This window comes from Photorhabdus caribbeanensis (genome assembly GCF_018448885.1).
Taxonomy (GTDB): Bacteria; Pseudomonadota; Gammaproteobacteria; order Enterobacterales; family Enterobacteriaceae; genus Photorhabdus; species Photorhabdus caribbeanensis.
This window is the reverse complement of record NZ_RCWB01000003.1, coordinates 111,510-136,804: the sequence shown is the minus strand read 5'-3', so window position 1 is coordinate 136,804 and position 25,295 is coordinate 111,510. Positions and strand designations below refer to the sequence as shown.

General features: G+C 42.1%; 24 protein-coding genes. 14 read left to right on the top strand and 10 right to left on the bottom strand.

Going from position 1 to position 25,295, the window contains the following annotated elements:
- Window positions 1-42: 42 nt before the first annotated feature.
- A complete protein-coding gene (gene rraB, locus EAE90_RS03880) occupies window positions 43-450 on the bottom strand; it encodes a ribonuclease E inhibitor RraB (RefSeq protein WP_214052348.1) in 408 nt (135 codons plus the stop codon).
- Window positions 451-614: 164 nt separating this feature from the next.
- Here rraB and argF point away from each other — a divergent pair, with 164 nt between their 5' ends.
- Window positions 615-1,631: an ornithine carbamoyltransferase gene (argF, locus tag EAE90_RS03875; RefSeq protein WP_214052347.1), complete on the top strand. Its 1,017-nt coding sequence runs from the start codon at window positions 615-617 to the stop codon at window positions 1,629-1,631.
- 306 nt (window positions 1,632-1,937) lie between these two features.
- A complete protein-coding gene (gene pyrB / locus EAE90_RS03865; RefSeq protein WP_214052346.1) occupies window positions 1,938-2,861 on the top strand; it encodes an aspartate carbamoyltransferase in 924 nt (307 codons plus the stop codon).
- A 305-nt stretch (window positions 2,862-3,166) separates the two neighbouring features.
- Here the strand turns inward: pyrB and EAE90_RS03860 are convergent, their stop codons facing one another.
- A complete protein-coding gene (locus EAE90_RS03860; RefSeq protein WP_214052345.1) occupies window positions 3,167-4,387 on the bottom strand; it encodes a DUF819 family protein in 1,221 nt (406 codons plus the stop codon).
- Between the two features lie 1,015 nt (window positions 4,388-5,402).
- Here EAE90_RS03860 and pyrI point away from each other — a divergent pair.
- The 4 genes from pyrI (at window position 5,403) to nrdG (ending at window position 9,222) form a co-directional block, all read left to right on the top strand.
- The gene (gene pyrI / locus EAE90_RS03855) at window positions 5,403-5,867 is read left to right on the top strand and encodes an aspartate carbamoyltransferase regulatory subunit (RefSeq protein ID WP_214052344.1); all 465 of its coding nucleotides are present in this window, start codon (window positions 5,403-5,405) and stop codon (window positions 5,865-5,867) included.
- Window positions 5,868-5,963: 96 nt separating this feature from the next.
- Window positions 5,964-6,350 (top strand): 2-iminobutanoate/2-iminopropanoate deaminase, encoded by a 387-nt coding sequence (gene ridA, locus EAE90_RS03850; protein ID WP_036810177.1) that lies wholly within the window; start codon window positions 5,964-5,966, stop codon window positions 6,348-6,350.
- 250 nt (window positions 6,351-6,600) lie between these two features.
- Entirely contained in the window at window positions 6,601-8,739 is a 2,139-nt protein-coding gene (nrdD, locus tag EAE90_RS03845) for an anaerobic ribonucleoside-triphosphate reductase (protein WP_214052343.1), read from the top strand.
- 18 nt (window positions 8,740-8,757) lie between these two features.
- The gene (gene nrdG / locus EAE90_RS03840) at window positions 8,758-9,222 is read left to right on the top strand and encodes an anaerobic ribonucleoside-triphosphate reductase-activating protein (RefSeq protein ID WP_214052342.1); all 465 of its coding nucleotides are present in this window, start codon (window positions 8,758-8,760) and stop codon (window positions 9,220-9,222) included.
- Window positions 9,223-9,224: 2 nt separating this feature from the next.
- Here nrdG and EAE90_RS03835 read toward each other — a convergent pair whose 3' ends face one another.
- Together EAE90_RS03835 and bhsA are read right to left on the bottom strand one after the other, a co-directional pair.
- Entirely contained in the window at window positions 9,225-9,656 is a 432-nt protein-coding gene (locus EAE90_RS03835; RefSeq protein ID WP_214052341.1) for a YhbP family protein, read from the bottom strand.
- A gap of 123 nt (window positions 9,657-9,779) precedes the next feature.
- Window positions 9,780-10,031 (bottom strand): multiple stress resistance protein BhsA, encoded by a 252-nt coding sequence (bhsA, locus tag EAE90_RS03830; protein WP_214052340.1) that lies wholly within the window; start codon window positions 10,029-10,031, stop codon window positions 9,780-9,782.
- A gap of 274 nt (window positions 10,032-10,305) precedes the next feature.
- Between bhsA and EAE90_RS03825 the strand changes: the two genes are divergently transcribed.
- Window positions 10,306-10,620: a GIY-YIG nuclease family protein gene (locus EAE90_RS03825; protein WP_214052339.1), complete on the top strand. Its 315-nt coding sequence runs from the start codon at window positions 10,306-10,308 to the stop codon at window positions 10,618-10,620.
- On the opposite strand, the gene EAE90_RS03820 is transcribed toward EAE90_RS03825, so the two are convergent.
- On the bottom strand, window positions 10,589-11,092 hold the full coding sequence (locus EAE90_RS03820; protein WP_214052338.1) for a GNAT family N-acetyltransferase: 504 nt from the start codon (window positions 11,090-11,092) through the stop codon (window positions 10,589-10,591). The two genes, EAE90_RS03825 and EAE90_RS03820, sit on opposite strands and share 32 nt — an antisense overlap.
- A complete protein-coding gene (locus EAE90_RS03815) occupies window positions 11,086-11,382 on the bottom strand; it encodes a hypothetical protein (RefSeq protein ID WP_214052337.1) in 297 nt (98 codons plus the stop codon). Before EAE90_RS03815 ends, EAE90_RS03820 begins: the two co-directional genes overlap by 7 nt.
- A gap of 620 nt (window positions 11,383-12,002) precedes the next feature.
- On the opposite strand from EAE90_RS03815, the gene EAE90_RS03810 reads away from it, so the two are divergent.
- From EAE90_RS03810 to EAE90_RS03780, 7 genes are all read left to right on the top strand, one after another.
- Complete coding sequence (locus EAE90_RS03810) at window positions 12,003-12,947, top strand: prenyltransferase (RefSeq protein ID WP_214052336.1); 945 nt, start codon at window positions 12,003-12,005, stop codon at window positions 12,945-12,947.
- A gap of 20 nt (window positions 12,948-12,967) precedes the next feature.
- Complete coding sequence (locus tag EAE90_RS03805; RefSeq protein ID WP_214052335.1) at window positions 12,968-15,496, top strand: phosphotransferase; 2,529 nt, start codon at window positions 12,968-12,970, stop codon at window positions 15,494-15,496.
- A 162-nt stretch (window positions 15,497-15,658) separates the two neighbouring features.
- Complete coding sequence (locus tag EAE90_RS03800) at window positions 15,659-18,403, top strand: phosphoenolpyruvate synthase (RefSeq protein ID WP_246550325.1); 2,745 nt, start codon at window positions 15,659-15,661, stop codon at window positions 18,401-18,403.
- On the top strand, window positions 18,396-19,451 hold the full coding sequence (locus tag EAE90_RS03795) for a hypothetical protein (RefSeq protein ID WP_214052333.1): 1,056 nt from the start codon (window positions 18,396-18,398) through the stop codon (window positions 19,449-19,451). The genes EAE90_RS03800 and EAE90_RS03795 overlap by 8 nt, the downstream gene beginning before the upstream one ends.
- Window positions 19,448-21,031 (top strand): fatty acid CoA ligase family protein, encoded by a 1,584-nt coding sequence (locus EAE90_RS03790; protein WP_214052332.1) that lies wholly within the window; start codon window positions 19,448-19,450, stop codon window positions 21,029-21,031. Before EAE90_RS03795 ends, EAE90_RS03790 begins: the two co-directional genes overlap by 4 nt.
- Window positions 21,032-21,040: 9 nt before the next feature.
- On the top strand, window positions 21,041-21,664 hold the full coding sequence (locus EAE90_RS03785; RefSeq protein WP_214052331.1) for a CDP-alcohol phosphatidyltransferase family protein: 624 nt from the start codon (window positions 21,041-21,043) through the stop codon (window positions 21,662-21,664).
- A complete protein-coding gene (locus EAE90_RS03780) occupies window positions 21,654-22,196 on the top strand; it encodes a CDP-archaeol synthase (protein ID WP_214052330.1) in 543 nt (180 codons plus the stop codon). The genes EAE90_RS03785 and EAE90_RS03780 overlap by 11 nt, the downstream gene beginning before the upstream one ends.
- 110 nt (window positions 22,197-22,306) lie before the next feature.
- Here the strand turns inward: EAE90_RS03780 and EAE90_RS03775 are convergent, their stop codons facing one another.
- The 4 genes from EAE90_RS03775 to EAE90_RS03760 all read right to left on the bottom strand — a co-directional run bounded on the left by EAE90_RS03775 (window position 22,307) and on the right by EAE90_RS03760 (window position 25,293).
- Window positions 22,307-22,480, bottom strand: a complete 174-nt coding sequence (locus EAE90_RS03775) for a helix-turn-helix domain-containing protein (protein WP_214052329.1) — start codon at window positions 22,478-22,480, stop codon at window positions 22,307-22,309.
- 41 nt (window positions 22,481-22,521) lie between these two features.
- On the bottom strand, window positions 22,522-22,719 hold the full coding sequence (locus tag EAE90_RS03770) for an XRE family transcriptional regulator (protein WP_214052328.1): 198 nt from the start codon (window positions 22,717-22,719) through the stop codon (window positions 22,522-22,524).
- A gap of 283 nt (window positions 22,720-23,002) precedes the next feature.
- Window positions 23,003-24,148 carry an ABC transporter permease gene (locus EAE90_RS03765; RefSeq protein WP_214052327.1) on the bottom strand — a complete coding sequence of 382 codons (1,146 nt, stop codon included), beginning with the start codon at window positions 24,146-24,148 and terminating at the stop codon, window positions 23,003-23,005.
- Window positions 24,148-25,293 carry an ABC transporter permease gene (locus tag EAE90_RS03760; protein WP_214052326.1) on the bottom strand — a complete coding sequence of 382 codons (1,146 nt, stop codon included), beginning with the start codon at window positions 25,291-25,293 and terminating at the stop codon, window positions 24,148-24,150. The genes EAE90_RS03765 and EAE90_RS03760 overlap by 1 nt, the downstream gene beginning before the upstream one ends.
- Window positions 25,294-25,295 lie beyond the last annotated feature (2 nt).

Here is a 25,295-nt window from a genome sequence, read left to right as displayed (position 1 = left end):
CACGACCAGAACTAACACAAGATTCTTAACATACCGCTCATACTAATGAAGTCTACTTTCACCCTGCTCTGGCAAATCATCTTCATCTTGCTCATCAGGATCTTCGAAGTAAGTGCCCCAACCGTCATAATTAATGCCAATTTTTTCAGCCAGATTCACCAACTGTTCAACCTGGGCATCAATCAGTTCTGCATTCAATCCACACTCACTGATAACATCACAACACATCAGAATAGTCCCATCTTCGACTTCCAATTCTTCCGCATCAGTTACTTCATAACCCAGTTTAAAGGCTTCAACCGCTGCCTTTTCCAACAGGCCAAAGTCCTCAGCAGAAAAGTGATGTTCAATGGCATACAGTGCATCAGGATCACTACCATCTTCCAGTAATTCTTCAATAATAAGGCGCGTTTCTTCGCGTTGTTCTTCTAAGTCTCTTTGATTTGCCATACCAAATATCCTCAAGCAGTTGGCCGTCCCAATACTCATTCTCCCACACCACAGGCGGGCTAACCACTGTTTACATCAAAGAAATCTAATACGGAGTTGAAATTGCATTTTTATAGATATAGATTGAATTTAAATGCAAACAATAAATACGGAGACACCAAACAATGAATCCGTTCTATCAGCGTCATTTCTTAAGGTTACTTGATTTTTCCTCGGCAGAAATTCACGCCTTGTTAAAGCTATCTGCTGAATTAAAATCGACTAAAAAATCTGGTACAGAAAAAGCCCTGCTAACAGGCAAAAACATCGTGCTGATTTTTGAAAAAGATTCCACCCGTACCCGCTGTTCATTTGAAGTGGCCGCTTACGACCAAGGGGCAAATATCACCTACCTCGGTTCCAGTGGCAACCAGATTGGCCATAAAGAATCGATCAAAGATACCGCTCGTATACTTGGCCGTATGTATGACGGTATTCAATATCGCGGCTATTCCCAAACAATCGTTGAATCACTGGCAAAATATGCAGGTGTTCCGGTATGGAATGGGCTAACAGATGAATTTCACCCTACTCAGCTACTGGCAGATCTGCTAACTATTCAGGAACATCAGCCCGAAAAACCATTGTCAGAAATCAAATTCGCCTACTTGGGGGATGCCCGTAACAATATGGGTAATACCATGCTAGAAGCCGCGGCACTAACGGGCATGGATGTTCGGTTGATTGCCCCTGAAAAGTACTGGCCCAATGCCGCGCTGGTTACTGAGTGTCAGAAACTAGCTGAAAAAACGGGAGGTAAAATTACTCTGACGGAAAGTATCGCCAAGGGGGTTAAAAATGCTGATTTTCTTTATACCGATGTCTGGGTTTCTATGGGCGAGCCAAAAGATGTTTGGCAACAACGAGTCAACCTCTTGAAACCTTATCAAGTGAATATGGATGTGGTGAACATGACCGGCAATCCACAAGTCAAATTCCTGCACTGTCTGCCAGCATTTCATGACGAAGAAACGGCATTAGGCAAACAACTCGCTGCTGAATTTAATATGTATGGAGGGCTGGAAGTGACCAATGAGGTTTTTGAATCAGAGCACAGCATTGTGTTTGATCAAGGAGAAAATCGCCTGCATACCATTAAAGCGGTAATGGTGGCAACATTAGCAAATGATCTTAAAATTTAATTAGTTGAGATATCGGCAGGATTATGTCTTTAAAGATATGATCCTGCCAATCTTATTTTTCTTCGGTCAAATAGTTGCTGTAAGATTTTTCACGAGTATAATGCGCCACAATTTGCCGGGAGAAATCATGAAAGACAGCGCTTATTTTTGTCATCAAGCACAACTGCCTGAAAGAGGGCAGCTAGCCGTCATTGTTTTCCCGTTGCTAAACCAATCATTTAACGCCCCTCAATGAGGGGCTTTTTTTTGCCCGGTAATCAATTCATGATCGCCACCCCGGATGTCAGCATTAGAGGAGAGTGAAAAATGGCTAATCCGTTATATCGCAAACATATCATCTCAATAAATGATCTGAGCCGCGAAGATCTGGAATTGGTGTTGCAGACTGCTGCCGCACTGAAAGCCAGACCACAACCTGAATTGCTGAAACCCAAGGTTATCGCCAGTTGTTTCTTCGAAGCCTCCACCCGTACTCGCCTCTCTTTTGAAACAGCAATCCATCGCCTTGGCGCTTCAGTTGTCGGTTTCTCAGACAGCAGCAACACCTCTCTGGGTAAGAAAGGTGAAACGCTAGCCGATACTATTTCCGTTATCAGCCAATACGTTGACGCTATCGTGATACGCCATCCACAGGAAGGCGCTCCGCGTCTGGCTTCTGAGTTTTCCGGTGACACTCCGATTATCAATGCCGGTGACGGCGCCAACCAACATCCGACTCAAACCTTACTGGATCTGTTCACTATTCAGGAAACTCAGCAACGGCTAGATAGTCTGAATATCGCTATGGTTGGTGATTTGAAATATGGCCGCACAGTCCATTCGCTATCACAAGCGCTAGCGAAATTTAATGGCAATCACTTTTATTTTATCGCCCCGGAAGCATTGGCAATGCCAAACCATATTCTTCATATGCTGAATGAAAAAGGTGCGACCTATAGCCAGCACGCTAATATTGAAGAAGTATTACCGGAGCTAGATATTCTTTATATGACCCGCGTACAGAAAGAGCGCCTTGATCCATCCGAATATGCCAACGTAAAAGCACAATTTGTTCTGCGCGCTTCCGATCTGATCGGTGCGAAAGAGAACCTCAAAGTTCTACATCCGTTGCCACGTATTGATGAAATTACTGTTGATGTCGATAAAACTCCCTATGCCTACTATTTTCAACAGGCTGAGAATGGTATTTATGCTCGTCAGGCGCTATTATCTTTAGTTTTAAATGAATGATTAAAATAGAGAAAGTACTTTTTTATCCACAAATATAATAGGTTATTATTTTCTTTTGGAATAGCGATTAATCAGTCTGTTTACCACCTTCGGTATCAAAAACAAATTCGATGCGGCGCCAAAATACGTCTTGCCCAGTCAGTGAGCAAGACCGTATTTCCGGGCAGTAAAGCACATAAAAACCGTCACTTTTGTCTACTCGCTGCCTGGTTTCCTCCTTTGACAACAAAGGAGGGAAAGTAAAATAATCTAATGAAATAAAATTATAATTTTTTAATATTAACTTGAGAATATTATGATTAATTTCACAAAATCGCTGTAATAACAAAATAAACAATCGTTCCAATGTGGTTGCCAATCACATATCCTACCGTTCCAATAACCATAATAGGCCCAACTAAGCCTATCCAACCTCTACTAATCGCTAACGCTGCGGCGGTTGTTGGGCCGCCAATATTTGCATTGCATGCAAGTATAATTTCCTCAAGGCTAAATTTGAATAACTTCCCAAAACTCAGTGTTAATAATAAATTCATCATTGCTATAATGAATACAAATAAAAACAACAAAGGCGCGTTACTAATAATAAGCCCTATTGAAGCAGGAATTCCTATTACAACAAAGAATATATAAATTGCGTAAGTTCCCAATTCATAGCTGCCGTTTAAATTATTAAAAGTTTTTTTGAATATGGAAACCACAATAAACGTTACGGTTGTTAAGATAAGATATTTATCTGATATCAAGCTAAAAAGCAATTCCTGATAAATACTCCCAGTCTGTCGTGAAAATGTTTTCATCCAAGCTGAGAATTGAAATGAAATTGCTACAATAAAGATAGCCCAGGCTAAGGATAACGCAATATCCCTTAAAGAGATATTCTTAGGTTGCCAATAAGATGTTGAAAAAGAATTTGATTTATCTAAATTGGGATCATTCACCATAGCATCAGAATAAGGGCTCCTCCAAAACTTTCTTGCAAATGACCAACCTGCTAATGTTATTAATATTATGCAATAACAGACCATCATGAGATTATCAGCAACGATCGTGGATGCAGTCATATCTTGAGAGGGCTTCAATTTGGCAACCATTGCGGCGAAATTCACCCCACCACCAGTATATGACGCCGCCATCATCGCGCTTATCTTATCCAGCTCGGGTATATAATTTTTTAAAATTTTAAAAGCCAAAACTGCGCCTACCATCGTCGCTATCGAAGAGAGCAAGAATAATATAAGTAATCTCCAACTTTCCTTAACAATGCTATGTAAATTAATTTTAAATAATAATAAAGGTATCGCCAACGGAACGATATATTGCCAAACTGCATCGTATACTATTGATTGAGTAGGAATTATTTTTAAATTGGATGCCAGGAGGGCAATAGTTAATGCTATCACAGCACCAGGTACTTTCGATGCCCATCTATATCTTTGTTCCATTATAATCGCTAGCGTAGCGGCAATCATTACAAAAGCCCAAAGGGCTAAGATATTATCAGGGTTAATTAACGTTTTATTCATTATTTCTTCCTAATATGTGCCAAGTTAATATTACAAAATTCACCTTCTCTATTTAAAATAAACTCATCATAGATTGATTTATTATATACCCGTTATCTTTCAAGTTGCCTCTTTGTTGGCTGCACTCGCTCACCCCGGTCACATAGTTATCTATGCTCCCTTGCCGTCGCGATGCATCTTGAAATCCATAGGGTATAACTTTTATAAAACAACAGAGCCAGATTACCATAGCCATAATATCATCATTCAGTCGGTAAATGAGTAAAAAAACCAGATCAGTTCATTATATAATAAAGCAATCAACGCTATACGGTAACTGGCATATCTTTGCCAGACTTACGTGTTAAAGTAACAGTACAAAATAAGCCTTTCATTTTATTAGGCCCTCATAAACAACCTTCCATCTTGAACCTATATGTTATTAAAATAATGCCTAAATGTTCATAAAAATCATTAATTAAAAACTTATTAATAACTTTACAACAAAGATATTTTTTACAATACAAATAGTAAATAATATATTTTCTCTATCATTATTCAAATAAATATTTTAAAGTTTTACTCTTAATTTCATTTAATGAAATAAACCATGTTATTAATAATAACTTTACCAAATAACACATTAGTTTAAAACTAATTTTTTTGACATAAATAATCTATTAACCTTTACATTACCAACAAATATTAATTAAATCAAGTTTTTTAAAATCAAGATATTATTAGCCATTAATTCTAAGACATTAACTTGCCTTTTAATTTAAGATAATAATTTTCAATCAGAATAATACTTCAAACAAAATAGCCAAAATAAATAAATTCAACATGGTACTCTTATAACAATGACGGCTAAAGCTAAGTATATGGAATAACAACAGTAAGATAATATTGATTTGTCTACGTCTTATCTGGATAAACAGGATAACACCACCTAAAATGGAAGACGTGTCGATTCTTAACAATATTCTGGAGGATGAATACAGAAAGTTGTCACTAAAATGTATTCATACAAAACACGATGACCCAAGATCATAAACTACAAGTCGAAGCTATTAGGTGCGGTACGGTGATTGACCATATCCCGGCTCAGGTCGGCTTCAAACTACTCTCTCTGTTTAAGCTAACTGAAACCGATCAACGCATTACCATCGGCCTGAACTTACCTTCCAATCGACTAGGTAAAAAAGATATCATCAAAATCGAAAATACATTCCTGACAGAGCAACAAGCTAACCAGCTTGCTATGTATGCGCCGAATGCCACGGTGAACTGTATTGAAGACTACGAAGTTGTGAAGAAACTTCCCATTAACTTGCCAGAGTGTATCGATAGCGTATTAGTCTGCCCTAACAGCAACTGCATCAGCCACAATGAACCCGTAGAAAGCAGTTTTCGAGTCAAAGTGACAGTGGAAGATGTAGTGCTAACCTGCAAATATTGCGAGAAAGAGTTCGACCGCAGTGTGGTGATACGCAACGATTAAACTCCCTATGTCAGTTGCTGAGGCAGAAGCGGACACTATAATAGTACCCTTGATGAAATATTCATTCAGTTATCACATTAACAAACAGGAGAACCTATGTCATACGAGATTAATACCAATAAAGCCCCTGCTGCAATTGGTCCCTATGTTCAAGGTGTTGATCTAGGCAATATGGTCATCACTTCCGGCCAGATCCCAGTCAATCCAGAAACAGGTGATGTCGCAGAAGATATTGCCGCTCAAGCTCGTCAATCACTGGAAAATGTTAAAGCTATCGTTGAAAAAGCAGGTCTCACTGTCGGTGACATTGTTAAAACAACTGTCTTCGTTAAAGACCTGAATGACTTCGGTACCGTTAATGCAACTTATGAAGCATTCTTCAAAGAACACAATGCATCTTTCCCGGCTCGTTCTTGTGTTGAAGTAGCCCGTCTGCCAAAAGACGTTAAAATCGAAATCGAAGCCATCGCGATTCGTAAATAATCCCTGCCCTGTTTTCCACAACCCCTTGGTTAGTTACTGACCAAAGGGGTGTTCTTCTCCACTGGACCTAAAATATAAGTCTTCATTTTTTGTTTCAGATCAAATGAGATCGTGATTATCTCACTTCAAATTACTATATATTGTGCTTAAATATAATAATAAAACTATATATAGCAACATCCATCTTTAAGCTGAATACCAAAACGAGAATAGTTTGCACTTTTGAACAACATTCTCAAGGAGTCATATTGTGAAAACTGTTGTGATAAAACGGGATGGGCGCCAAGTACCATTTGATGAAAAACTTATCAGAGATGCCGTAAAACGGGCCGCTTCTGCCATTGGCATGACGGATGATGAGTATTGTATCCAAGTTGCATCCACAGTAACGCAATTATTCGCTGACTACAGACAAGTTGATGTACAAGATATTCAGAACGCAATAGAAAAGCAATTGATAGCAGACAACCATAATCACCTTGCCCATCGCTATATTCAATATCGTCACGATAGGGATACTGTCCGAGAATTACACAGCCGACTTAATCAAGAAATCCGTGGTTTAATTGAACAGAGTAACGTTTCCCTGCTCAATGAGAACGCCAATAAAGACAGCAAGGTGATTCCTACTCAACGGGATCTGTTGGCCGGGATTGTTGCTAAAAATTATGCCAAACAATATATTCTGCCGCGTAATGTGGTATTAGCCCACGAAAAAGGCGAAATCCACTATCATGATCTCGATTATTCCCCCTTTTTCCCAATGTTTAATTGTATGTTGATCGATCTGAAAGGCATGCTAACTCATGGGTTCAAAATGGGTAATGCTGAAATAGAACCACCAAAATCCATTTCAACCGCAACGGCAGTAACCGCTCAAATTATCGCTCAGGTTGCTAGCCATATTTATGGCGGTACCACCATCAATCGTATAGATGAAGTATTAGCCCCCTTCGTTAAAGCCAGCTATGACAAACACTTGGCGATTGCCGAAGAGTGGAATATCAGCGATAAAAAATCCTATGCCGAAGCACGAACAGAAAAAGAGTGTTATGACGCTTTCCAATCGCTGGAATATGAAGTTAATACACTACATACCGCCAATGGACAGACTCCTTTTGTCACTTTTGGCTTTGGCTTGGGTACGTCAAAAGAATCCCGCCTAATTCAGCAATCTATTCTGCGTAACCGCATTGCTGGTTTAGGTAAGAATCACAAAACAGCAGTATTCCCCAAACTGGTATTTGCTATCCGTGATGGCCTGAATCACAAATTCGGTGATCCTAACTACGATATCAAACAACTGGCTCTCAAATGTGCCAGTAAGCGCATGTACCCAGATATTCTTAACTATGATCAAGTGGTTAAGGTAACAGGCTCCTTTAAAACCCCAATGGGTTGTCGCAGTTTCCTCGGTGTTTATGAGGAAAGGGGGGAACAAATTCATGAAGGACGCAATAACTTAGGGGTTATCAGTTTGAACCTGCCTCGGATAGCTATCGAAGCCAAAGGAGATGAAAAACATTTCTGGCAATTACTAAACAAACGTCTGGCACTGGCAAAGCAAGCACTCATGACCCGTATTACCCGCCTGGAAAGTGTCAAAGCACGAGTTGCCCCCATCCTTTATATGGAAGGTGCCTGCGGGGTTCGTCTAAAAGCCGATGATAATATCGCTGAAATCTTTAAGCATGGCCGGGCTTCTATTTCTCTGGGCTATATTGGTATTCATGAAACCATTAACGCATTGTATGGCAATCAGGTTCATCTATTTGATGATCAACAATTACGTGTAAAAGCACTCTCAATTGTTGATCATCTGCGAAAAGCCACTGAGCAATGGAAAAAAGAAACAGGTTATGGTTTCAGTTTATACAGCACGCCAAGCGAAAATCTATGTGACCGTTTCTGCCGCCTTGATACCGCTGAGTTTGGCGTCATTGAAGGCGTGACAGATAAAGGCTATTACACCAACAGTTTCCATCTCGACGTTGAAAAGAAGGTCAATCCTTATGATAAATTGGATTTTGAAGCCCCTTATCCACCACTAACAAATGGCGGTTTTATCTGCTACGGCGAATATCCTAATCTGCAACATAATCTGAAAGCACTGGAGGATGTATGGGATTACAGCTATTCATGTGTCCCTTATTACGGCACCAATACCCCCATCGATGAATGCTATGAGTGTGGGTTCACCGGTGAATTCTCCTGTACCAGTAAAGGGTTTACCTGTCCACGTTGTGGCAATCATGAACCTTCCAGAGTATCAGTAATCCGCCGCGTTTGTGGTTATCTGGGAAGCCCCGATGCCCGCCCGTTCAATGCGGGCAAACAAGAAGAGGTGAAACGCAGGGTAAAACATCTGGCAAATGGGCAATTAGGCTAATGAAGGCGGGCTAACAAAGTGAATTATCACCAATATTACCCTGTTGATGTGGTTAACGGCCCCGGAACCCGCTGCACACTGTTTGTCGCCGGGTGCGAGCATCAATGTCTCGGTTGTTATAACAAAAGTACCTGGCGGGTAAGCTCCGGCCAACCATTTACGCAGGAAATGGAAGACCGTGTAATTTTTGATTTACAAGACAAACGCATTAAACGACAGGGACTATCTTTATCTGGCGGAGATCCCCTCCACCCACACAATGCATCCGCGATCCTGAAATTGGTAAAACGGGTTAAAACAGAGTGCCCAGACAAGGACATTTGGCTTTGGACGGGTTATCGGCTAAAGGAACTTAGCGAAATTCAACGGGAAATTGTCAGCTATATTAATGTGCTAGTGGATGGCAAGTTTATACAAGATCTTTATGAACCCGGTTTACTATGGCGTGGCAGCCGCAACCAGATTATTCATAGACTCAGATAATTTTATCGCTGCCAGCCAATTTTCTTACCAAATCCAAGCGTATTATCAGTCATCTTTATTTCACTGAGATTCAGTTGCCAAATAGGTGTTTTAACAGCAATTGCCACAGGAAAACGGCGGCAATAACGTGCTCTGGCAGCTTTATCTTTTTCACCCTCAAGACGAATGACTTCCCCTTTGAACTGAATACCTTTTATCTGTGCAATATTTCGAATCTGCCCGGCAATGGTACCTGCAACCTGCGGGTTGACCTGCATCAATTCACCGTGGCGAGTATGAAGTTCAGTCATAAACCAGAAAGCGATTTCATCGGCATCGAAAACATAGAAGCAATTTGCACACCAAATATCATCACCGGTTGCTGTACAAAGCGTTAGGACATGCTGTCTTGCAAGGTATCTGTGGATAATCTGAAAGTTTTCAGTGGTGTTCACTCTCTCTCCAATAGCAGGGTCGTATCTGCCTGGAAGCCCAGAACCACGCCGGGATAAACATCATCCTACGGCGTGTTCTGACATCTCCTGACAGGGCCAGGGTTCAGTGTGTTCTACTATAAATTAGTTATAGATTTCAGCAACACCTGATAATTGATTCTTACCGCCAGCAGAGATAATGCGGAAAGAAGATGCCCCTGCTTTGTCAGCTTTTTTGGACAACTCGGCACTGAGGGTTTCCAAAGTATCAGCCCCCGTGACAGAAATTACGCCAACTTTAGAAGAGGAAGCTGTTTGAACTTCTTTTGCCGCCATACTACCAAAAGAGATAGCACTTAAAGCTAAAGCAACAGCGATATATTTTACGTTTTTCATACTATGATCCTTGATCAATTTTTAGTGGAATGAGTTACTCTCTGTGATGTGGATCATAGTATGCTCTAAAGGCCGGAATAAAAATTAGCAATTATTGCTATTCTATTTCAGTTTTTTTGAATAAAAAATACAGCGTACAGCAAATTGATATGTAACAGGTTTTATAAAACTGTTATATTATAATAACTTAAACTAAATTATTCAGAAAAATGATATAGAAAAACGTCCGAGTAAAATATAAATATCAAAAATAGAAAACTCAGAAAAAAATTATATGGCTGAAAATCAATGGGTTCTTTACTTACTGAAAACAAAATCAGGAATGCTTTACACCGGGATAACAACAGATATTCACCGTCGTTTTACACAACATGAAAACGGAAAAGGAGCCAAATCTCTGAGGGGGAAAGGACCGTTACAGCTAGTTTTCAGTAGTCATGCCGGAGATCGCGCCAATGCCTCACGGCTGGAATATCAAGTCAAACAATTAAGTAAACAGCAAAAAGAGAGGCTGGTTATTTGCCAGCCCGTCTGTATAGCAGAATATTTAGCATCAATTAGAAACGGCCAAAATGTGGGGAGTAAGTAACCAATCCCTGATGGTCAGCCAAAGAACTATCAGCTAATTCATATACCTGAAAATAAGATTCATACGTTGGCCACTGGCAATACAACTGGTGCTCACTAGCAAGCGTAAAACCAAACCGACGATAATAGTGTGGATCACCTAAAACAACGACGACGCCATAACCAAATTCATTCAGGCTATCCAAACCTTCATACACCAGCTTTTCACCAATCCCCTGCCGACGATATTCTTCCGCAACGGCTAACGGCTCCAGACCAACCCATTGGCGATCTTCACCATTAATATCCACCGGACTAAAAGCCACGTAACCGATTACCTGGCCTTCGTCATCTGTGGCAACCACGCCTAACGTCAATAATCCATCTTCCCGCAATTGTTGGACCAATTCCGCTTCCGCCGAAGTATCAAAAGATTTCCGTAATAACCGATCTATTCCCGCGGCATCTACCGGAATTTCTACCCTGATCAACATGATAATCGCGCCAGATCATGCTGATCCGCGCCCTCCGGCAAACTCGCTTTTACACATTCAGCCAATTGCAACAAACCTGCACAGAAAACAGTAAACATGAATTTCAACGCTATCGCATCTACCAAATTTTTAACACACAACCCTAATTCTGTACGGATAATTATCAGAATCAGATCATTGGCTTCGTCGCTGAAACTAACCTCTTCCTGCTTATACTGGTTGACAACTAAATGACTAGCTCGGACAGTAGTAAACCAGCACAGAGTAAGATTGTGGATTTTTCCTAACACAGCTCAGACTCCTTACTTGATAAAGTAACGTAGCTATTTAGCCAAAATATATCGGCATTCTCCGATCCTACATCAAGAATCCAATACAAACCTAACTGTAAATATTACCTTTTAATTATTGTGGTAATATCTGACTATAAACTGCGCTAAATCAAAACATCCCCTCACTCATTCAATTACAATAACTAATCATTTATTGTTTTATTCCGGTATCTTATATGGAGAAACTTTGTCTTACGAAAAATTTATTTACGTGACAAGTTATACAGATAACAAGACAGATACTCATTTATATTTGCCTAAAGCATGATATCGGAGCCTGTTATTCCTCAACATAAGGACAAAATAAAAACATCGTATAAACATACAGTTATAGAGAAAACTGTAAACATAAGTTGCATGCTAAAATTAAAATTTACACATACTGATTATAGCCGATAGCAAACTTTTGGCTTAATGTATGACTCTAGTCTATATGTATTTTTTAAGTTATTTAGAGAGATAATGTTAAAAAGCACACATAGACTTTAATTAAGATTCTCTTCTGGATTGATTATCCTTTAGCTGAATTTTCACACGTGTATATAGTTTAGTCTTTATACAATAAATAGGAATGATGTATGGAAAGCCAAGATATTTATTCAAAATTCATTGGTAAGAGGATAAAGCTATGGATGGATGAGCGTTTTCCACTACAAAATGCGCCGCTTTTCTTTCTCTTTTATATCATCAGCTATTCCGTAGCTTTTTATTCAATCGGAGAAAAGCCCGTTTTGTCATGGGAAATCCTGCTCGGTTGCCTGATGTCCTTCTCCTATTTTTTACTACTACGGATATTCGATGAGCATAAGGATTATCAACTGGATTGTGAACATCATCCACAGCGGATTTTACAACGCGGTATTATTACGCTGAAAAATCTACGGGTGCTTGGCATCTGTTGTATCGCATTACAATTAGGTGGAAGTCTATTCTTAGATCGGGGAATGGGTTCAGTTACTTTTGCCTGGCTGTTGGTCTTTATCTGGACCTGTCTTATGGGGAAAGAGTTCTTTATCGGTGAATGGTTAAACCAACACCTTACTTGGTATGCTATTTCCCATATGCTGGTAATGCCGCTCATTATCTGGTGGTTGGCCAATATCGCCACTCCTGACCTCACACTCAATTTCCCAATATGGGTTTTGATGGGGTTGTGCTTTTTCTCTGGATTCAGTTTTGAAATTACACGCAAGTGTAAAGGCCCAGATGAAGAACGTCTGGAAATACCGACCTATTCATCTATTTTCGGCAGAAAAGGGGCTGTCGCTATTATCGCGTCATTACTCACCGTAATGTTGATATTACAAATTTGGCTAATCCGTATCACCACTGATGGTATAGCGTTATGGGCGTTAATTATCTTGGTCGTTTGTTATGCATTGTGTCTATGGCAATTAAGTAAATTCCTCCGTAGTCCCACTATCCAAAATCGCAAACGTGATGAAGCTGTCGTGGGAATATTTATGGTGCTGGGTTACTCGGTTTGCGCTGCCAGCATCTTAATAAAGCTTGGGTTTGCTTAGGTATTAAAGGAAATATAGTTATGCTGCAAAAGAATATCCAATCATATGTAAGTGATGCATCAGATAATACCACTGATCACATAGAAAACTGTGCGCGAGGTTCTATTCTAGAATTGTCACGTGACATATTCAGCATCAAAAAACACCAAGGAGCATCTGCCGTCCGTACAGAAACAACCCAAGTGAAACTATTGCCCCGCCGCCACCTCTACACCTACACCGAGGAAGCGCGACAAAAACGTCTGGATTATTTGGCAAAACATACCGGGCATACATTAGAACACGTGGCAAATACCCGTCTGGATGCGACCAAGCTGACAAAAACCATTGAAGGATTTATTGGCTCAATAGAAATCCCTGTTGGGATCGCCGGCCCTCTCTTGATAAAGGGACAATACGCTCAAGGGATATATTATGCCCCACTTGCCACCACAGAAGGCGCTTTAATTGCTTCGGTATCCCGTGGTTCTTCCGCCATTACGCAATCAGGAGGGACGACCGCGCGTGTACTTGGTCAACGCATGATACGAGCCCCGCGTTTTGAATTTCATAGCGTCTCGCATAGCATTATGTTCAGTGATTGGGTCAAAGAACATATCAGCGAATTACGGTATGAAATAGGACGCCATTCCAAACATGCGCAATTGTTGGAAATAAAGCCACATATCATCGGTCGCAGCGTCCATTTGCAATTTATCTACAATACCGCCGCCGCAGCGGGTCAAAATATGACCACCATCTGCACTTGGTATGCATGTCAATGGATCCAACAGCAGTTAGCCAAAATGGCGTTTATACCACTACGCCACTTTATGATCGATGGTAATACATCTAGTGATAAAAAGGTGTCTTATCAACCTTTCATCGAAGGACGTGGAACTCGTGTAGTAGCTGAAGTTTATTTAGATGCTGAATCCTGCCAGCAAATCTTACGAGTCACTCCACAACAACTGGTCACGGCTTATCATCATGTCAGCGAAGGCGCTATCGCCTCAGGAATGATTGGCATAAATATTAATGCCGCAAATGTGATCGCCGGGATGTTTACCGCTCTAGGGCAGGATATTGCCTGCGTACATGAATCGTCAGTCGCCCACTTGCACATGACATTAACTGCCGATAATCGCGTCTATTGCAGTATCACACTGCCTTCTTTGATCGTCGGTACCATTGGTGGCGGAACCAATCTACCACACCAACGTGAATGTCTGAACCTGTTGGGCTGCACCGATGAAAACGGCACCGCCCGCCTGGCTGAGATCATCGCCAGCTATTGCCTGGCCCTTGATATTTCAACTCTGTCAGCTATTGCTGCGGATGAGTTCGCTCAATCACATGAAAGACTTGGCCGCTATCGCCCTGCCACCACTAGCAATATTACTGCGCATACCCCACAGGAACTTGATCTCTCCTTCTTCCAGCAAGCAGATTTTAATCCTGTATTACAAGGGGCCTATTTAACCACGATCAAACCTAAATTTTCTGGCAGTGACGAGCACAGTATGTTGACCCATCTGAGTTCAAATTATGCGGAACGTTTAATTGGCTTATTTCCTTTTTCCATGACGACATCCGCACAGAATAATTTACCCGTGATGCTGAAACTGAAACCTCTGGGGAGTGAAGTCGTTAATATGGTGCTGGATATCGCCAAACACTGCTCTCCTGAGTTATTTGCTGTTTTCCAGGATCTTAAACATCAGCTTGAATTTAACCAAAGCCATAGCCGTGAACTGGCGATTATGAACCAGCAAGATCCACGGTTGATGCGCTATATTCCAATTATCTATGGTGTAATTGAAAACGAAGCAACCGGAACTTATGCCCTGATTGAAGAATTGCTCCAGGATATGGTGTTAATGAACAACATTAACCTGGAAACACCTTGGGAGCCACGCCACCTTGAAGCCGCCATCCGAGGAATAGCCGATATTCACTCTATCTGGCTGGGACGAGAAGAAGAGCTCACGTTGAAGTTCCCACAACTGCAAATTGCGAATGCCGATACGGTTTCCCAGATGAAGCCCCTATGGCAAAAACTGGGCAATTTTGTCCACCAAACGTTCCCTGAGTTGTTCACCGCCGAAGAAGAGAAAGATTTCCAGTACTGGGTAGACAACACCGCTACCTGGTGGAAAGAAATCGAACAGATGCCAAGGACATTGATCCACGGTGATTTCAACCCGCGCAATATTGCCTTCCGGCAACAAGAAACCGAGCTACGTTTATGCGCTTGGGATTGGGAATTGTCTACTTTGCATCTACCACAACGCGACCTGGCAGAACTTCTGGCTTTTAGCTTAGACCAACAAAGCGATGCAGATAAGGTGGCCTATTATATAGAACTACACCGGGTTGAACTTGAGCAAAAATCGGGGCTCTCTCTTGATCCAATAAGTTGGCGTCGTGGCTATGAATTAGCGCTGCGTGATTTATGGATGAGAAGGATTCCGCTTTACATGATGGCCCACAATGTTGTTGGTTATCCATTTATGGAGCGCACAATGAAAACGCTCCGCTGGCTTATTTCATTAACACGGAATAAATAATCAATCGAATAAACTATTTAATTTACTCTTCCTCTAGAATAAGGGTGCAGCAATAGCTTGTAATACATTCATATCTTATTGATCTATTCACGCCAACAATATTACGTGCAGATAAGACCATGATGTAAGCAAAGTATCCTATTGCTGCATTGGTGGAATAATATGAAATATCTCTACACTCAAAATAACGCTATTGAATTGGCAGAACATTCCTTAGGCGGCAAAGCAGCCAATTTATTATGGCTTACGCAAAACGGTTTTCCTGTACCTAATTATTGGATCATCAGCAGCGAGGTACTCAATAGCCTACTTATCAAAGATACATTTGCAAGCAACATCATAGAACAGTTGGCTAACGTACCACATGATATCAGCCAGGAAAAACTTGACGCTATTGCTGCGCCATTGCGTCAGTGGATACAGTCGATTCCATTGCCTGCTGAATTAGAAGAAGAATTGGCTCTCTTATCGGAGAATCACCCAGATGCATTTTTCGCTGTTCGCTCATCAGCCATTGGCGAGGACGCCGCCAATGCCTCTTTCGCCGGGCAGATGGACAGCTACCTATTTCAACGGGGTAAATCAGCTCTGGCCAATAGCTTACGTGCTGTGATGGCCTCAGCTTTTAACACGCGCGCATTACAATACCGCCTACACAAACAGCTACCGATGGGCAATATAAGTAGTGCTGTCATCATTCAGAACATGGTTGCCGGTGAGGTTTCTGGCGTCATGTTTACTGCCCACCCAGTGACGGGTAGCAGGCAACATTGCCTGATCTCATCCGCCTGGGGCACCGGCGAAGGTGTGGTTTCCGGCGAATGTGATACCGACGAATTCTCAGTTCATCTCACTACACCTGAGATTGAACGCCATATCACACAAAAAGAGACAGCAAGTGTTTTCGATACCACCAATGGCAGCGGTACAGTAACCATACCCGTCGCGGAAGAAAAACAGTGGCAACCGACCTTACTCGATAATGAAATCTATGCATTACGAAATATCGGCAAAAAAATCGCGGCAGAACGGGGATGCCCACAAGATATCGAATGGACGATTCAAAACCATAAAATCTTTATTCTACAGACCCGGCCAATAACCCGACTGCCACGTCTGGATGATAAAAGCGAGCCTTATATTATCTTCGATAATTCCAATATTCAGGAATCTTATTGTGGAATAACAACACCATTAACTTTCTCTTTTGCTCGCGCCGGTTATGCCACCGTTTATGAACAGACAATACGTGCCTTAGGTTGCTCGGATAAACAAGTTAACCAGCATCGTTCCATGTTAGAAAACATGCTCGGTTTAATTAAAGGCAGGATCTATTACAACATCAACAATTGGTATAAAGGGCTATTATTACTCCCCTCTTTCCAAACCAATAAAAAAGATATGGAAAGAATGATGGGGCTGGAAGACCCGGTTGACTTTGTTGAGGATAAAACACTTTCACTGGGCAATAAAATAAAGAAACTGCCCAAAATGGGGTGGGCACTCTTGCGCCTGTTATATGCCTTTAGGACTATGGATCAACGGGTAGAACTATTTTTAGAGCAGTTCAAATGGCATGCCGCCGCCATAAAACAAGCAGAACCGTATACCTGTAACAGCAGCCAATTGATCGAGAAATTGAAATATCTGGATGAACATCTGCTACGACGCTGGACAACGCCGATCCTGAACGACTTCTATGTGATGATGTTTAATGGCCGAGTAAATCGGGAGCTAATTGCTGCCGGTATTGAGAATTCATCGGCATTATTAGGTGATCTTCTCTCTGGGGATGAAGATATTGAAAGCACCCAACCAACCAAAGTGCTATTAAAGATGTGCCAATATGCACGCCAGCACCCTGAGTTGTGCAACCTGTTAACCCACGGTGATGCTCGTACCCTGTTGACCCAAGTACGCCAACTCGATGAATCATTCCACCAGCAGTGCATCGATTATATTAAAAAATATGGCGATCGCACGATGGGTGAATTGAAGCTGGAAACCATCACGTTAAAACAAGATCCCAGTTTTCTATTTCTGATACTAAAAAACTACCTTGCTATCGATACTCTCACGCCAGAGACGTTATCTAGCCGGGAAAGAAAATTGCGCACTCAGGCCGAAAATACGGCATTTCAACAAATACACGAGCGACTTGGCTCCAGACGCATGAACGCCTTCAAAAAGAATTTGCAGAAATTGCGTCAGGCGATACGCCACCGGGAAAATATGCGCTTCACCCGGACCCGTATGTTTGGGCTATACCGGGATATTTTCATACAACTTGGCCAAGCCTATGCACTAGAAGGCATTCTCGCTGAACCTCGCGATATTTTTTATCTCACATTAGAGGAGATCTACAGCAGCTACGAAGGAACAGTAATACAAACCCAGCTTAAGCCTTTAGTTGCTATACGCAAGCAAGAATATGCCAGCTACGAAACCGAGGATGAACCCGCTCATCACCTTTTCATTAGAGGCTCACTGTATCAACAGCAAGATTACAGTTATCCCTATCGGGAAAAACAGGCTCCAACTGATAGCAACGTGCTACAAGGCATAGGTTGCTACCCAGGGCAGGTTGAAACAACTATCCGATTAATTAAAAATCCACAAGATGAAATGTCGCTGGCAGGTCAGATCCTGTGTACTGTGCGTACCGATCCCGGTTGGGCGCCGTTATTCCCCACAGCCGGTGGATTATTAATCGAACGCGGTTCTACTCTCTCACATTCCGCTGTTGTCGCCCGTGAACTGGGTATCCCCGCAATTGTTGGCATTCCTGCCGTCACACAAATTTTGCAAGATGGCGATCGAGTACGCATGGATGGCGCAACTGGGAGTGTTGTCCGCTTGCACGACACCACAACAGAAGAACAGGCATCAAGGAGTGAACATGTCTAATATCTTCATGGGAGAATGGTCTCCGGCCAATCCACTGCCCGAAGGTTTTCTTGACCTTCCGCCAATTATTTATCGCGATTGGCCGCTCTGGCCTGGCGAAGACCGAGAAAAGGTACAACAACAGTTCAGCCCAAAGAATTCCTGGTTTAATCACAGTAAAGCTTGGATTGGCTGCATTCCAGGGAAAGCTCGTCTTGTCGGCTTTTTAGTACCTCATAGGGTTGATGGCCGATCTGCCGCATTTTTCGGCTTTTGGGAAACCGATAATGACATAGCAAGCAACACTATGCTGTTTAGCGCCTTGGAACAATGGGCCAAGGAAAATGGTGCGCGTAATCTCTACGGACCCATTAATTTTTCAACTTTCGGCGATTACCGCGTTCGACTTGATCATTTTGAGGTCCCTCCCTTTGAGCATGAACCTTATAACCCTCCTTACTATCCTCTTTTGTTAAAAGAGTTAGGGTTTGATATCCGTTATCGCTATACCTCGCTATTCGACGATACTCAGGCAATAGCAGGCAACTTTCAACAAGCTCATCAACGCGCGCAAAAACTTCCTGATGTTCAAGCGACATTGTTGCCGTTAACACCGGAATTATGGATGCAAGAACAGGTTAAACTTTATTCTTTTATCGACTCAGTATTTGGCGAAAATTTCGCTTATACCACGCCATCTTGGTCAGCCTTTCAACAGCACTGTAGTGAAGAGTTTATTAAACCTTTTTGCCGTTATCCTGCGTCATTTCTGGCTAAAACCACCAACGGCGAAATTGCCGGGTTACTTCTGAGTCTCTCAGTTCTACAAAAAGGTCAGCCCGCTATCGGATTGTTGAAAACCGTAGCAGTTGCACCGCAATACCGGGGCAGTCGGTTGTACAACACGCTGTATTGTTCATTTGAACAGAGCGCCAGGCGCATTCACCCTCGTCTGGGAGGCGCTCTGATGCGTGAAGATAATACATCGCTCAAGACCGCAGGACGGCTTTTCAATACACCGGCCGCCACTAAGCATCAATATGCGCTTTATTACAGGAGGATCGCATGACAAATATTTGTCAGCCAATTGTCAATGCCGCCCAAAAACACCCTGAGCATTTAGCCTTGCAAGCGCCACATTCATTGGAGCACAGTAACGACTTAAGCTTTCAGGAGTTTTTTTCTCATGCCTCCCATTTCCAGCATCTGTTAACCCAAGCCGGGTTCGTTGCCGGCGATCGCTTACTGGTGATTGTTCAACCGGGTTTAGTACTTTACCCATTACTTATTGCTATTTTGGGGCTAGGACTCGTTCCCGTTATGCTTGAGCGCGGGCTTGCCAAAAAGCAACTGCGGGAGATACTGCGCCGCAGTAAATTATCAGCGGTGATCACTCAACCTACGTTAGGAAAATTTTGGTTTCTGATCCCTGAATTGTGGCGACTGCGACGTTTTGTCATCGGCCAACGTATCTGGGGCATGAAAGCGCTGGCAACACCCAGTCAACATTTACCTCTAAATAGCTTTGTTTGCCGAGACTTACCGCCGGATACAACCGGGTTAATTACCTTTACCTCAGGTTCTACCGGCATCCCCAAAGGCGCAAACCGCACTCATGACAGCCTGTTAGCACAACTTTATGCCATAACAGCGCTTTTTTCTGAGGGAAAGAGTGAGATTGACCTACACAGTTTTCCCGTTATGGTGCTGCACTCATTGTGCTGCGGCAACAGCAGTATTCTGCCTGATTTTGACTTTGCCCATCCGGCAACTGTCGATCCGCAAAAGATTGTCAAGCAAATGCAAGACAAAGGTGTTACATGCCTCAGCGGCGCTCCCGCCTATATGAGCAAAGTCACCAGTTATGCTAAGAGCAAAGGGTTGTCATTCCCCAACGTGCGAACAATCATTGTAGGTGGTGCGCCTGCCAACAAGGCTCTGCTTGAAAACTGCCTGACCGTCTTTCCACATGCTCGACATTTAGTGGTCTATGGTTCTACCGAGGTTGAACCGATCAGTACCGTCGAAATGACGACTCAATTAAACCACTGGGCAACTCATGATGGTTATCTGGTCGGAAAACCAGTGACACAAGCAGAAATATGTATTCGGGAAATAACTGCCAACCCCCAACAAATTATCCCACTGGCCGCCGGTAGTGTCGGTGAAATCTTGGTTGCAGGGCCTCATGTGCTCAAAGACTATATTGATAATCCTCAAGCAACGAAAGAAAACAAGCTCCCACGTAAACAGGGAGGTATTTGGCACTGTACTGGTGACGTTGGCTATCTGGACACCACAGGGCAGCTCTGGCTACTTGGACGGGTAAAAGACAAAGTGGTGCTAGAGGATGGCCGTATCATTCATCCCTATGTACTGGAAAAAAGGATCAATGAACTGCCAGAGGTCACTCAAAATGCGTTTGTGCTACATCCTTTAGGCGGAGCCGCTCTGATACTGGAAAGCGCTACCCTACCGACAAATTTACCCGCTATTTTAGACGAGTTGGCGCTCACGCTAGTTACCCGTATTTACTATGTTAATTCTATTCCGGTTGACATTCGCCACAACAGCAAAATAAACCGCATAGCACTGACAAATATGCTCAGAAAAGGACAATTGTCCTCCGTTCCACATAAGGAAAAATAAGGAAAAGTTATGAATAATAATCATTTTATTATCCAATTAAACAGAGCAGATTATATTACTATTGGTGGAGCGGTATTTAGCGCTCTTGCCGTGGCAGCCGCATTACAACATTGGTATTACTTAGCCATTGCGTTTTTATATCTTGCCATGCTTGGCGACGCGCTCGATGGCATGCTAGCCAGAAACTTAAATATTACGCGCCCATTTGGTCGTTATCTTGATGGATTTATGGATCAACTTATTTACTTGATCTCTCCAGCGATTATTCTCTATCTTTCCGGTTATCAATCTTGGTATTCCCTGTTTATTATCTTAATGATCATTAGTGGTTGCCTGAGATTATCTGTATTTAATGAAGTCGGGAATATTCAAAACGAAAACCAGCTCTCCTATCTCGGTATGCCCGTATTCTGGAGCTTATTTATTATCAGCGGCTACGCTTTGGTAAGCTTGGTAGTCGAGCAGTGGTTAAGTCATCTCTTACTGACATTAGCGCTCCTTACATTCAGTATTGCTATGTTATGGGATCGCCCGTTTTATAAATTCAAGAATCTCAATACTATCATCAGTACAACACTCGCAGGGTTTGTTTTATTCACTGGTCTGCATTTTTGGAGTCTTTATGCTCAATAGTTTTTATCATGGATGGATTTTAATGATCCCCGTCATCCTTGGTGGTTGTTTACATATGGTAATTGTGACGAAAAACTATTTTTCCCGCTGGGCTATTCCAGTACATCAACGTTATTTTGGTCGCAACAAGACCTGGCGCGGTTTTATTGTTGTTCCCATTATTACCGCGCTATTTTCGCTATTGTGGTTAGCTTTCAGCACAGGAACACAGGACACTGTTATTCCGCAGACTATTTCCTCCTGCTTATTTGCTGGTTTTCTGGCGGGTTTCGGCTATGTTCTTTTCGAATTGCCAAACTCCTGGCTAAAAAGGAGACTCGGCGCACCACCGGGACAACACCCGGAGCAAAATAAGCGATTGTTTATTTTATTCGATCAACTTGATTCTGCTATTGGCATCACAATAGCCTATTTTATTTATCTTAATCTTACTTATATCGATGCATTTTTTATTTTCCTCTGTTTTTTAATCAGCGCTTTTGTCGTTAAGAATATACTGTTTTTACTTTCGCTGAAAAAAACGAGATTCTAAGCGAGGAAATCAGATAGAAATATTGCAGGAAAATGGCTTCCTTTAACGGAAGCCTCTTAGAACAAGTAGATCTTAAGTATCACCACCAACAAAACACACATTCTGTAGTATTACTTCGCAGTTAAAGATAACTCAACACCACATGCAGCAGCATAACGTTTAAGTGTGTGCCAACTAGCTTTCGTTACATTCTTCTCAATACAGGTAATCGCAGACGGATTAATTCCCATCCGTTTATACCCGTCATCTTTCAAGTTGCTTCTTTGTTGGCTGCACTCGCTCACCCCGGTCACATAGTTCTCTATGCTCCCGGGGCTTCACTCCCTTACCGTCGCGATGCATCTTGAAATCCATAGGGTATAGCTATATCTATTTTCTTTAGACCCGCCTTTTCCCGCCACTCAGTGAGTTGTTCCAGCAGCTCATATTCTTCTGTAGCCTCAACATAAGATTGTATAGCTTCCGGTGTATTAAGAAGTCGCTTTCTCACTTCTGAATGTGAGATAGGAGTTACTTTAGCCATATGTCATATCCTCCAATCGTTTCAGCACTAACTCTATTTCAGATGGTGGTTTTTATCTGTTCTCTTCATAAAGCATCGTAAAATGTCAATCTGCTTCCCTTGTGAAAAAAGATAATGAATAGATACTTATCTCAGAAGGGATTAAATCCATAAGTTAATGGTGAAATATTTATAAAAATCTAGAAAATGTAACCTCGCAACCTAAAAGAAAGAAATCATCGACAAAACACAATTCAGCGATACATTGATAGAATTGACTTAGACTATATAGGAACATAAATCATCACTTAAACACCCTACGCAAATAATAGGTTATTTTCCTGAATTCACTATTACGCACCATACTTATCAAAATTCCTAACAGAGTATAAACCCCACCAAGAACCAGCATCATGACAATATCTCCCAGTACATTCTGTACTGGCAATCCCATTTGGTTAACACCGGCAATCGCTTTCGTTGCCCAAGTCGATGGTAAAGCAGAAGAGATTATTCTCACCCAATCAGGCATTGCCTGTATCGGCCAGACTGTACCGGAAATATAGAACACAGGCGTGGTAAGCAAAGCTATCGTCAGATAGATCATTTCCACACTGCGCATACATTCTGTTACTAATTTACCTAATCCAAGTACCGCCAACATAAACAAGAACGTCAGCATTAATAGCAACGGAATAGACGCCTCCTGCCGGTATCCCAACACCCACGGCCAAAGCACAAAAAAGATGATAGAGAGAAAAAGCCAAATCGGTAATAACGCCGACAACGCTCCCAAATAGACAGGCAATGGCGGTTTACCTTTCGGTGTACCACGTATCGTAATACTAACCCGCACACAAGATATCAATAGCGAGTGTTGTAATAACATCACCAATAAACCGGGAAAAACAATTGCGGCAAAACTAACACCTGGGTTAAATAGCCCAACAGTTTCACTACGAATCGGCATCAGTAATAACTCTGTCTGTTCCGAGCTAAAACCATATTTTAATAATAATTTACTGTTATATTCGTTTAGCAATTGCCGGTGAGCAGAGGTCAACTCTTGCTGAATTTGTCCATTGGCAAGACGACTGGTTGCATCACCATAAATCGGAAAAGTGATATTTTTTCCATTAAGGATATTTTTCTCCAGATCCGCCGGGATGATAATGATCGCAAAAATTTCACGCAGCAGTAGATCGTGACGAGCATCAGCTAAATTATCATAGCTGTGGACAGCAATTTTAGCCGTAGAATTGAGCTGGCGTATCAAAGCCCGACTAGCAGAGCTGTGATCTTGGTCGATCACGGCAACCGGAAGATCCCATACTGTTGGCCGGACATATACCAAACTCATCATACACAAGGAAACCAGCATCAACATCCACATGGGCTTTTCCAACATTCCCATTAATACCCGGCGAAAAGTTTGCCAATACATCTGCATTATTCATCACCCTGTGGCAAGCCAAGCCGTTTAAATAACCGGTTTCGTACTAGCAGAAAGCAAACAACCGGATAAATAAGCAATAAAGCACAAACAGATAAAATACCCAATAAAGAAACCTCACGCAGAAAAATATCAAACATCGCATTTAGCGCATGCGTTAAAGGCTCAATATTGGCAATTATTCGCGCCGGCAATATCATTGATAATTCTGGCACCGACATACCTGAAAAAGTCGTCGCAATACTGACTAGCACTCCAATTAAACTGTAAGCCGTCAATGTGCTATTAGTGAAAGTAAACAGCAACAGGCCAATACTTTGAGCGGCAATGACATAGAAGAAACCCACTATTACCATATATATCGGATTACCATTCACTTTTGCATCAAATACACCAATCAGAGCAGCCAATTCAACAATCAACAACAGAGTAAAAAACAGGGTATAAGGCGCCAATTTTCCCAATAGAGCGAAAGTAAATGGTTTCATTGTCATCAGTGTCTTGCTGCGAGCCATGCTATAAATCGTGCAGGTTACAACAAAAAGCTGTAATAAATGGATTGTGGCCGCAAACTGCTGATAATAGATGTAACTACCGCTGGCATTAAAAAGGCTGTCATAAACGAGCGTAACATTGGCTAATGGCGGTAACTGATGACCCATTTCCGTCGCCAATATGGAACGGTACTTCGCATTAATCTCTGCCATTAATCCACTGAGATCTTGAATAGAGTAACTTCCAGCGCCATAAAACAGCGCGTTGTAATACATACGCACGGTTGGCTGGTTTCCTCTGAGCGCATTAGCTTCAAAATCGTGCGGGATATAAAGTAAAGAGTAATCCTTAGCACTGCCAAGCCGTTCAAGAGATTCCTGCAATCCCCCATCATAAGATTTAATCTGCGCATGAGAAGCCGCATCCAGGTTACGTATTAGATGACGTGACAACGGGCTTTGATCATTATCAACCACCGATACTGGCAGATCGAGCAATGTCCCTTCTGAGAAATTAGCGCTGATCAGCACGAATAGCATCAACGGAAATAACCAGCTTAACCAGTGAAAAACTGGGCTACGAATCACAGCCCGGATTTCTTGGCTAAAAGCGCGTTCGAAACCACGCCATGCAACCTTGCTCCGCATCA

What these genes read in the sequence shown, in the direction of transcription:
- rraB (WP_214052348.1), bottom strand. Translation starts at nt 450, where the DNA reads ATGGCAAATCAAAGAGACTTAGAAGAACAACGCGAAGAAACGCGCCTT.
- argF (WP_214052347.1), top strand. Translation starts at nt 615, where the DNA reads ATGAATCCGTTCTATCAGCGTCATTTCTTAAGGTTACTTGATTTTTCC.
- pyrB (WP_214052346.1), top strand. Translation starts at nt 1,938, where the DNA reads ATGGCTAATCCGTTATATCGCAAACATATCATCTCAATAAATGATCTG.
- EAE90_RS03860 (WP_214052345.1), bottom strand. Translation starts at nt 4,387, where the DNA reads ATGAATAAAACGTTAATTAACCCTGATAATATCTTAGCCCTTTGGGCT.
- pyrI (WP_214052344.1), top strand. Translation starts at nt 5,403, where the DNA reads ATGACCCAAGATCATAAACTACAAGTCGAAGCTATTAGGTGCGGTACG.
- ridA (WP_036810177.1), top strand. Translation starts at nt 5,964, where the DNA reads ATGTCATACGAGATTAATACCAATAAAGCCCCTGCTGCAATTGGTCCC.
- bhsA (WP_214052340.1), bottom strand. Translation starts at nt 10,031, where the DNA reads ATGAAAAACGTAAAATATATCGCTGTTGCTTTAGCTTTAAGTGCTATC.
- EAE90_RS03825 (WP_214052339.1), top strand. Translation starts at nt 10,306, where the DNA reads ATGGCTGAAAATCAATGGGTTCTTTACTTACTGAAAACAAAATCAGGA.
- EAE90_RS03820 (WP_214052338.1), bottom strand. Translation starts at nt 11,092, where the DNA reads ATGTTGATCAGGGTAGAAATTCCGGTAGATGCCGCGGGAATAGATCGG.
- EAE90_RS03810 (WP_214052336.1), top strand. Translation starts at nt 12,003, where the DNA reads ATGGAAAGCCAAGATATTTATTCAAAATTCATTGGTAAGAGGATAAAG.
- EAE90_RS03805 (WP_214052335.1), top strand. Translation starts at nt 12,968, where the DNA reads ATGCTGCAAAAGAATATCCAATCATATGTAAGTGATGCATCAGATAAT.
- EAE90_RS03800 (WP_246550325.1), top strand. Translation starts at nt 15,659, where the DNA reads ATGAAATATCTCTACACTCAAAATAACGCTATTGAATTGGCAGAACAT.
- EAE90_RS03795 (WP_214052333.1), top strand. Translation starts at nt 18,396, where the DNA reads ATGTCTAATATCTTCATGGGAGAATGGTCTCCGGCCAATCCACTGCCC.
- EAE90_RS03790 (WP_214052332.1), top strand. Translation starts at nt 19,448, where the DNA reads ATGACAAATATTTGTCAGCCAATTGTCAATGCCGCCCAAAAACACCCT.
- EAE90_RS03785 (WP_214052331.1), top strand. Translation starts at nt 21,041, where the DNA reads ATGAATAATAATCATTTTATTATCCAATTAAACAGAGCAGATTATATT.
- EAE90_RS03780 (WP_214052330.1), top strand. Translation starts at nt 21,654, where the DNA reads ATGCTCAATAGTTTTTATCATGGATGGATTTTAATGATCCCCGTCATC.
- EAE90_RS03770 (WP_214052328.1), bottom strand. Translation starts at nt 22,719, where the DNA reads ATGGCTAAAGTAACTCCTATCTCACATTCAGAAGTGAGAAAGCGACTT.
- EAE90_RS03765 (WP_214052327.1), bottom strand. Translation starts at nt 24,148, where the DNA reads ATGCAGATGTATTGGCAAACTTTTCGCCGGGTATTAATGGGAATGTTG.
- EAE90_RS03760 (WP_214052326.1), bottom strand. Translation starts at nt 25,293, where the DNA reads ATGCGGAGCAAGGTTGCATGGCGTGGTTTCGAACGCGCTTTTAGCCAA.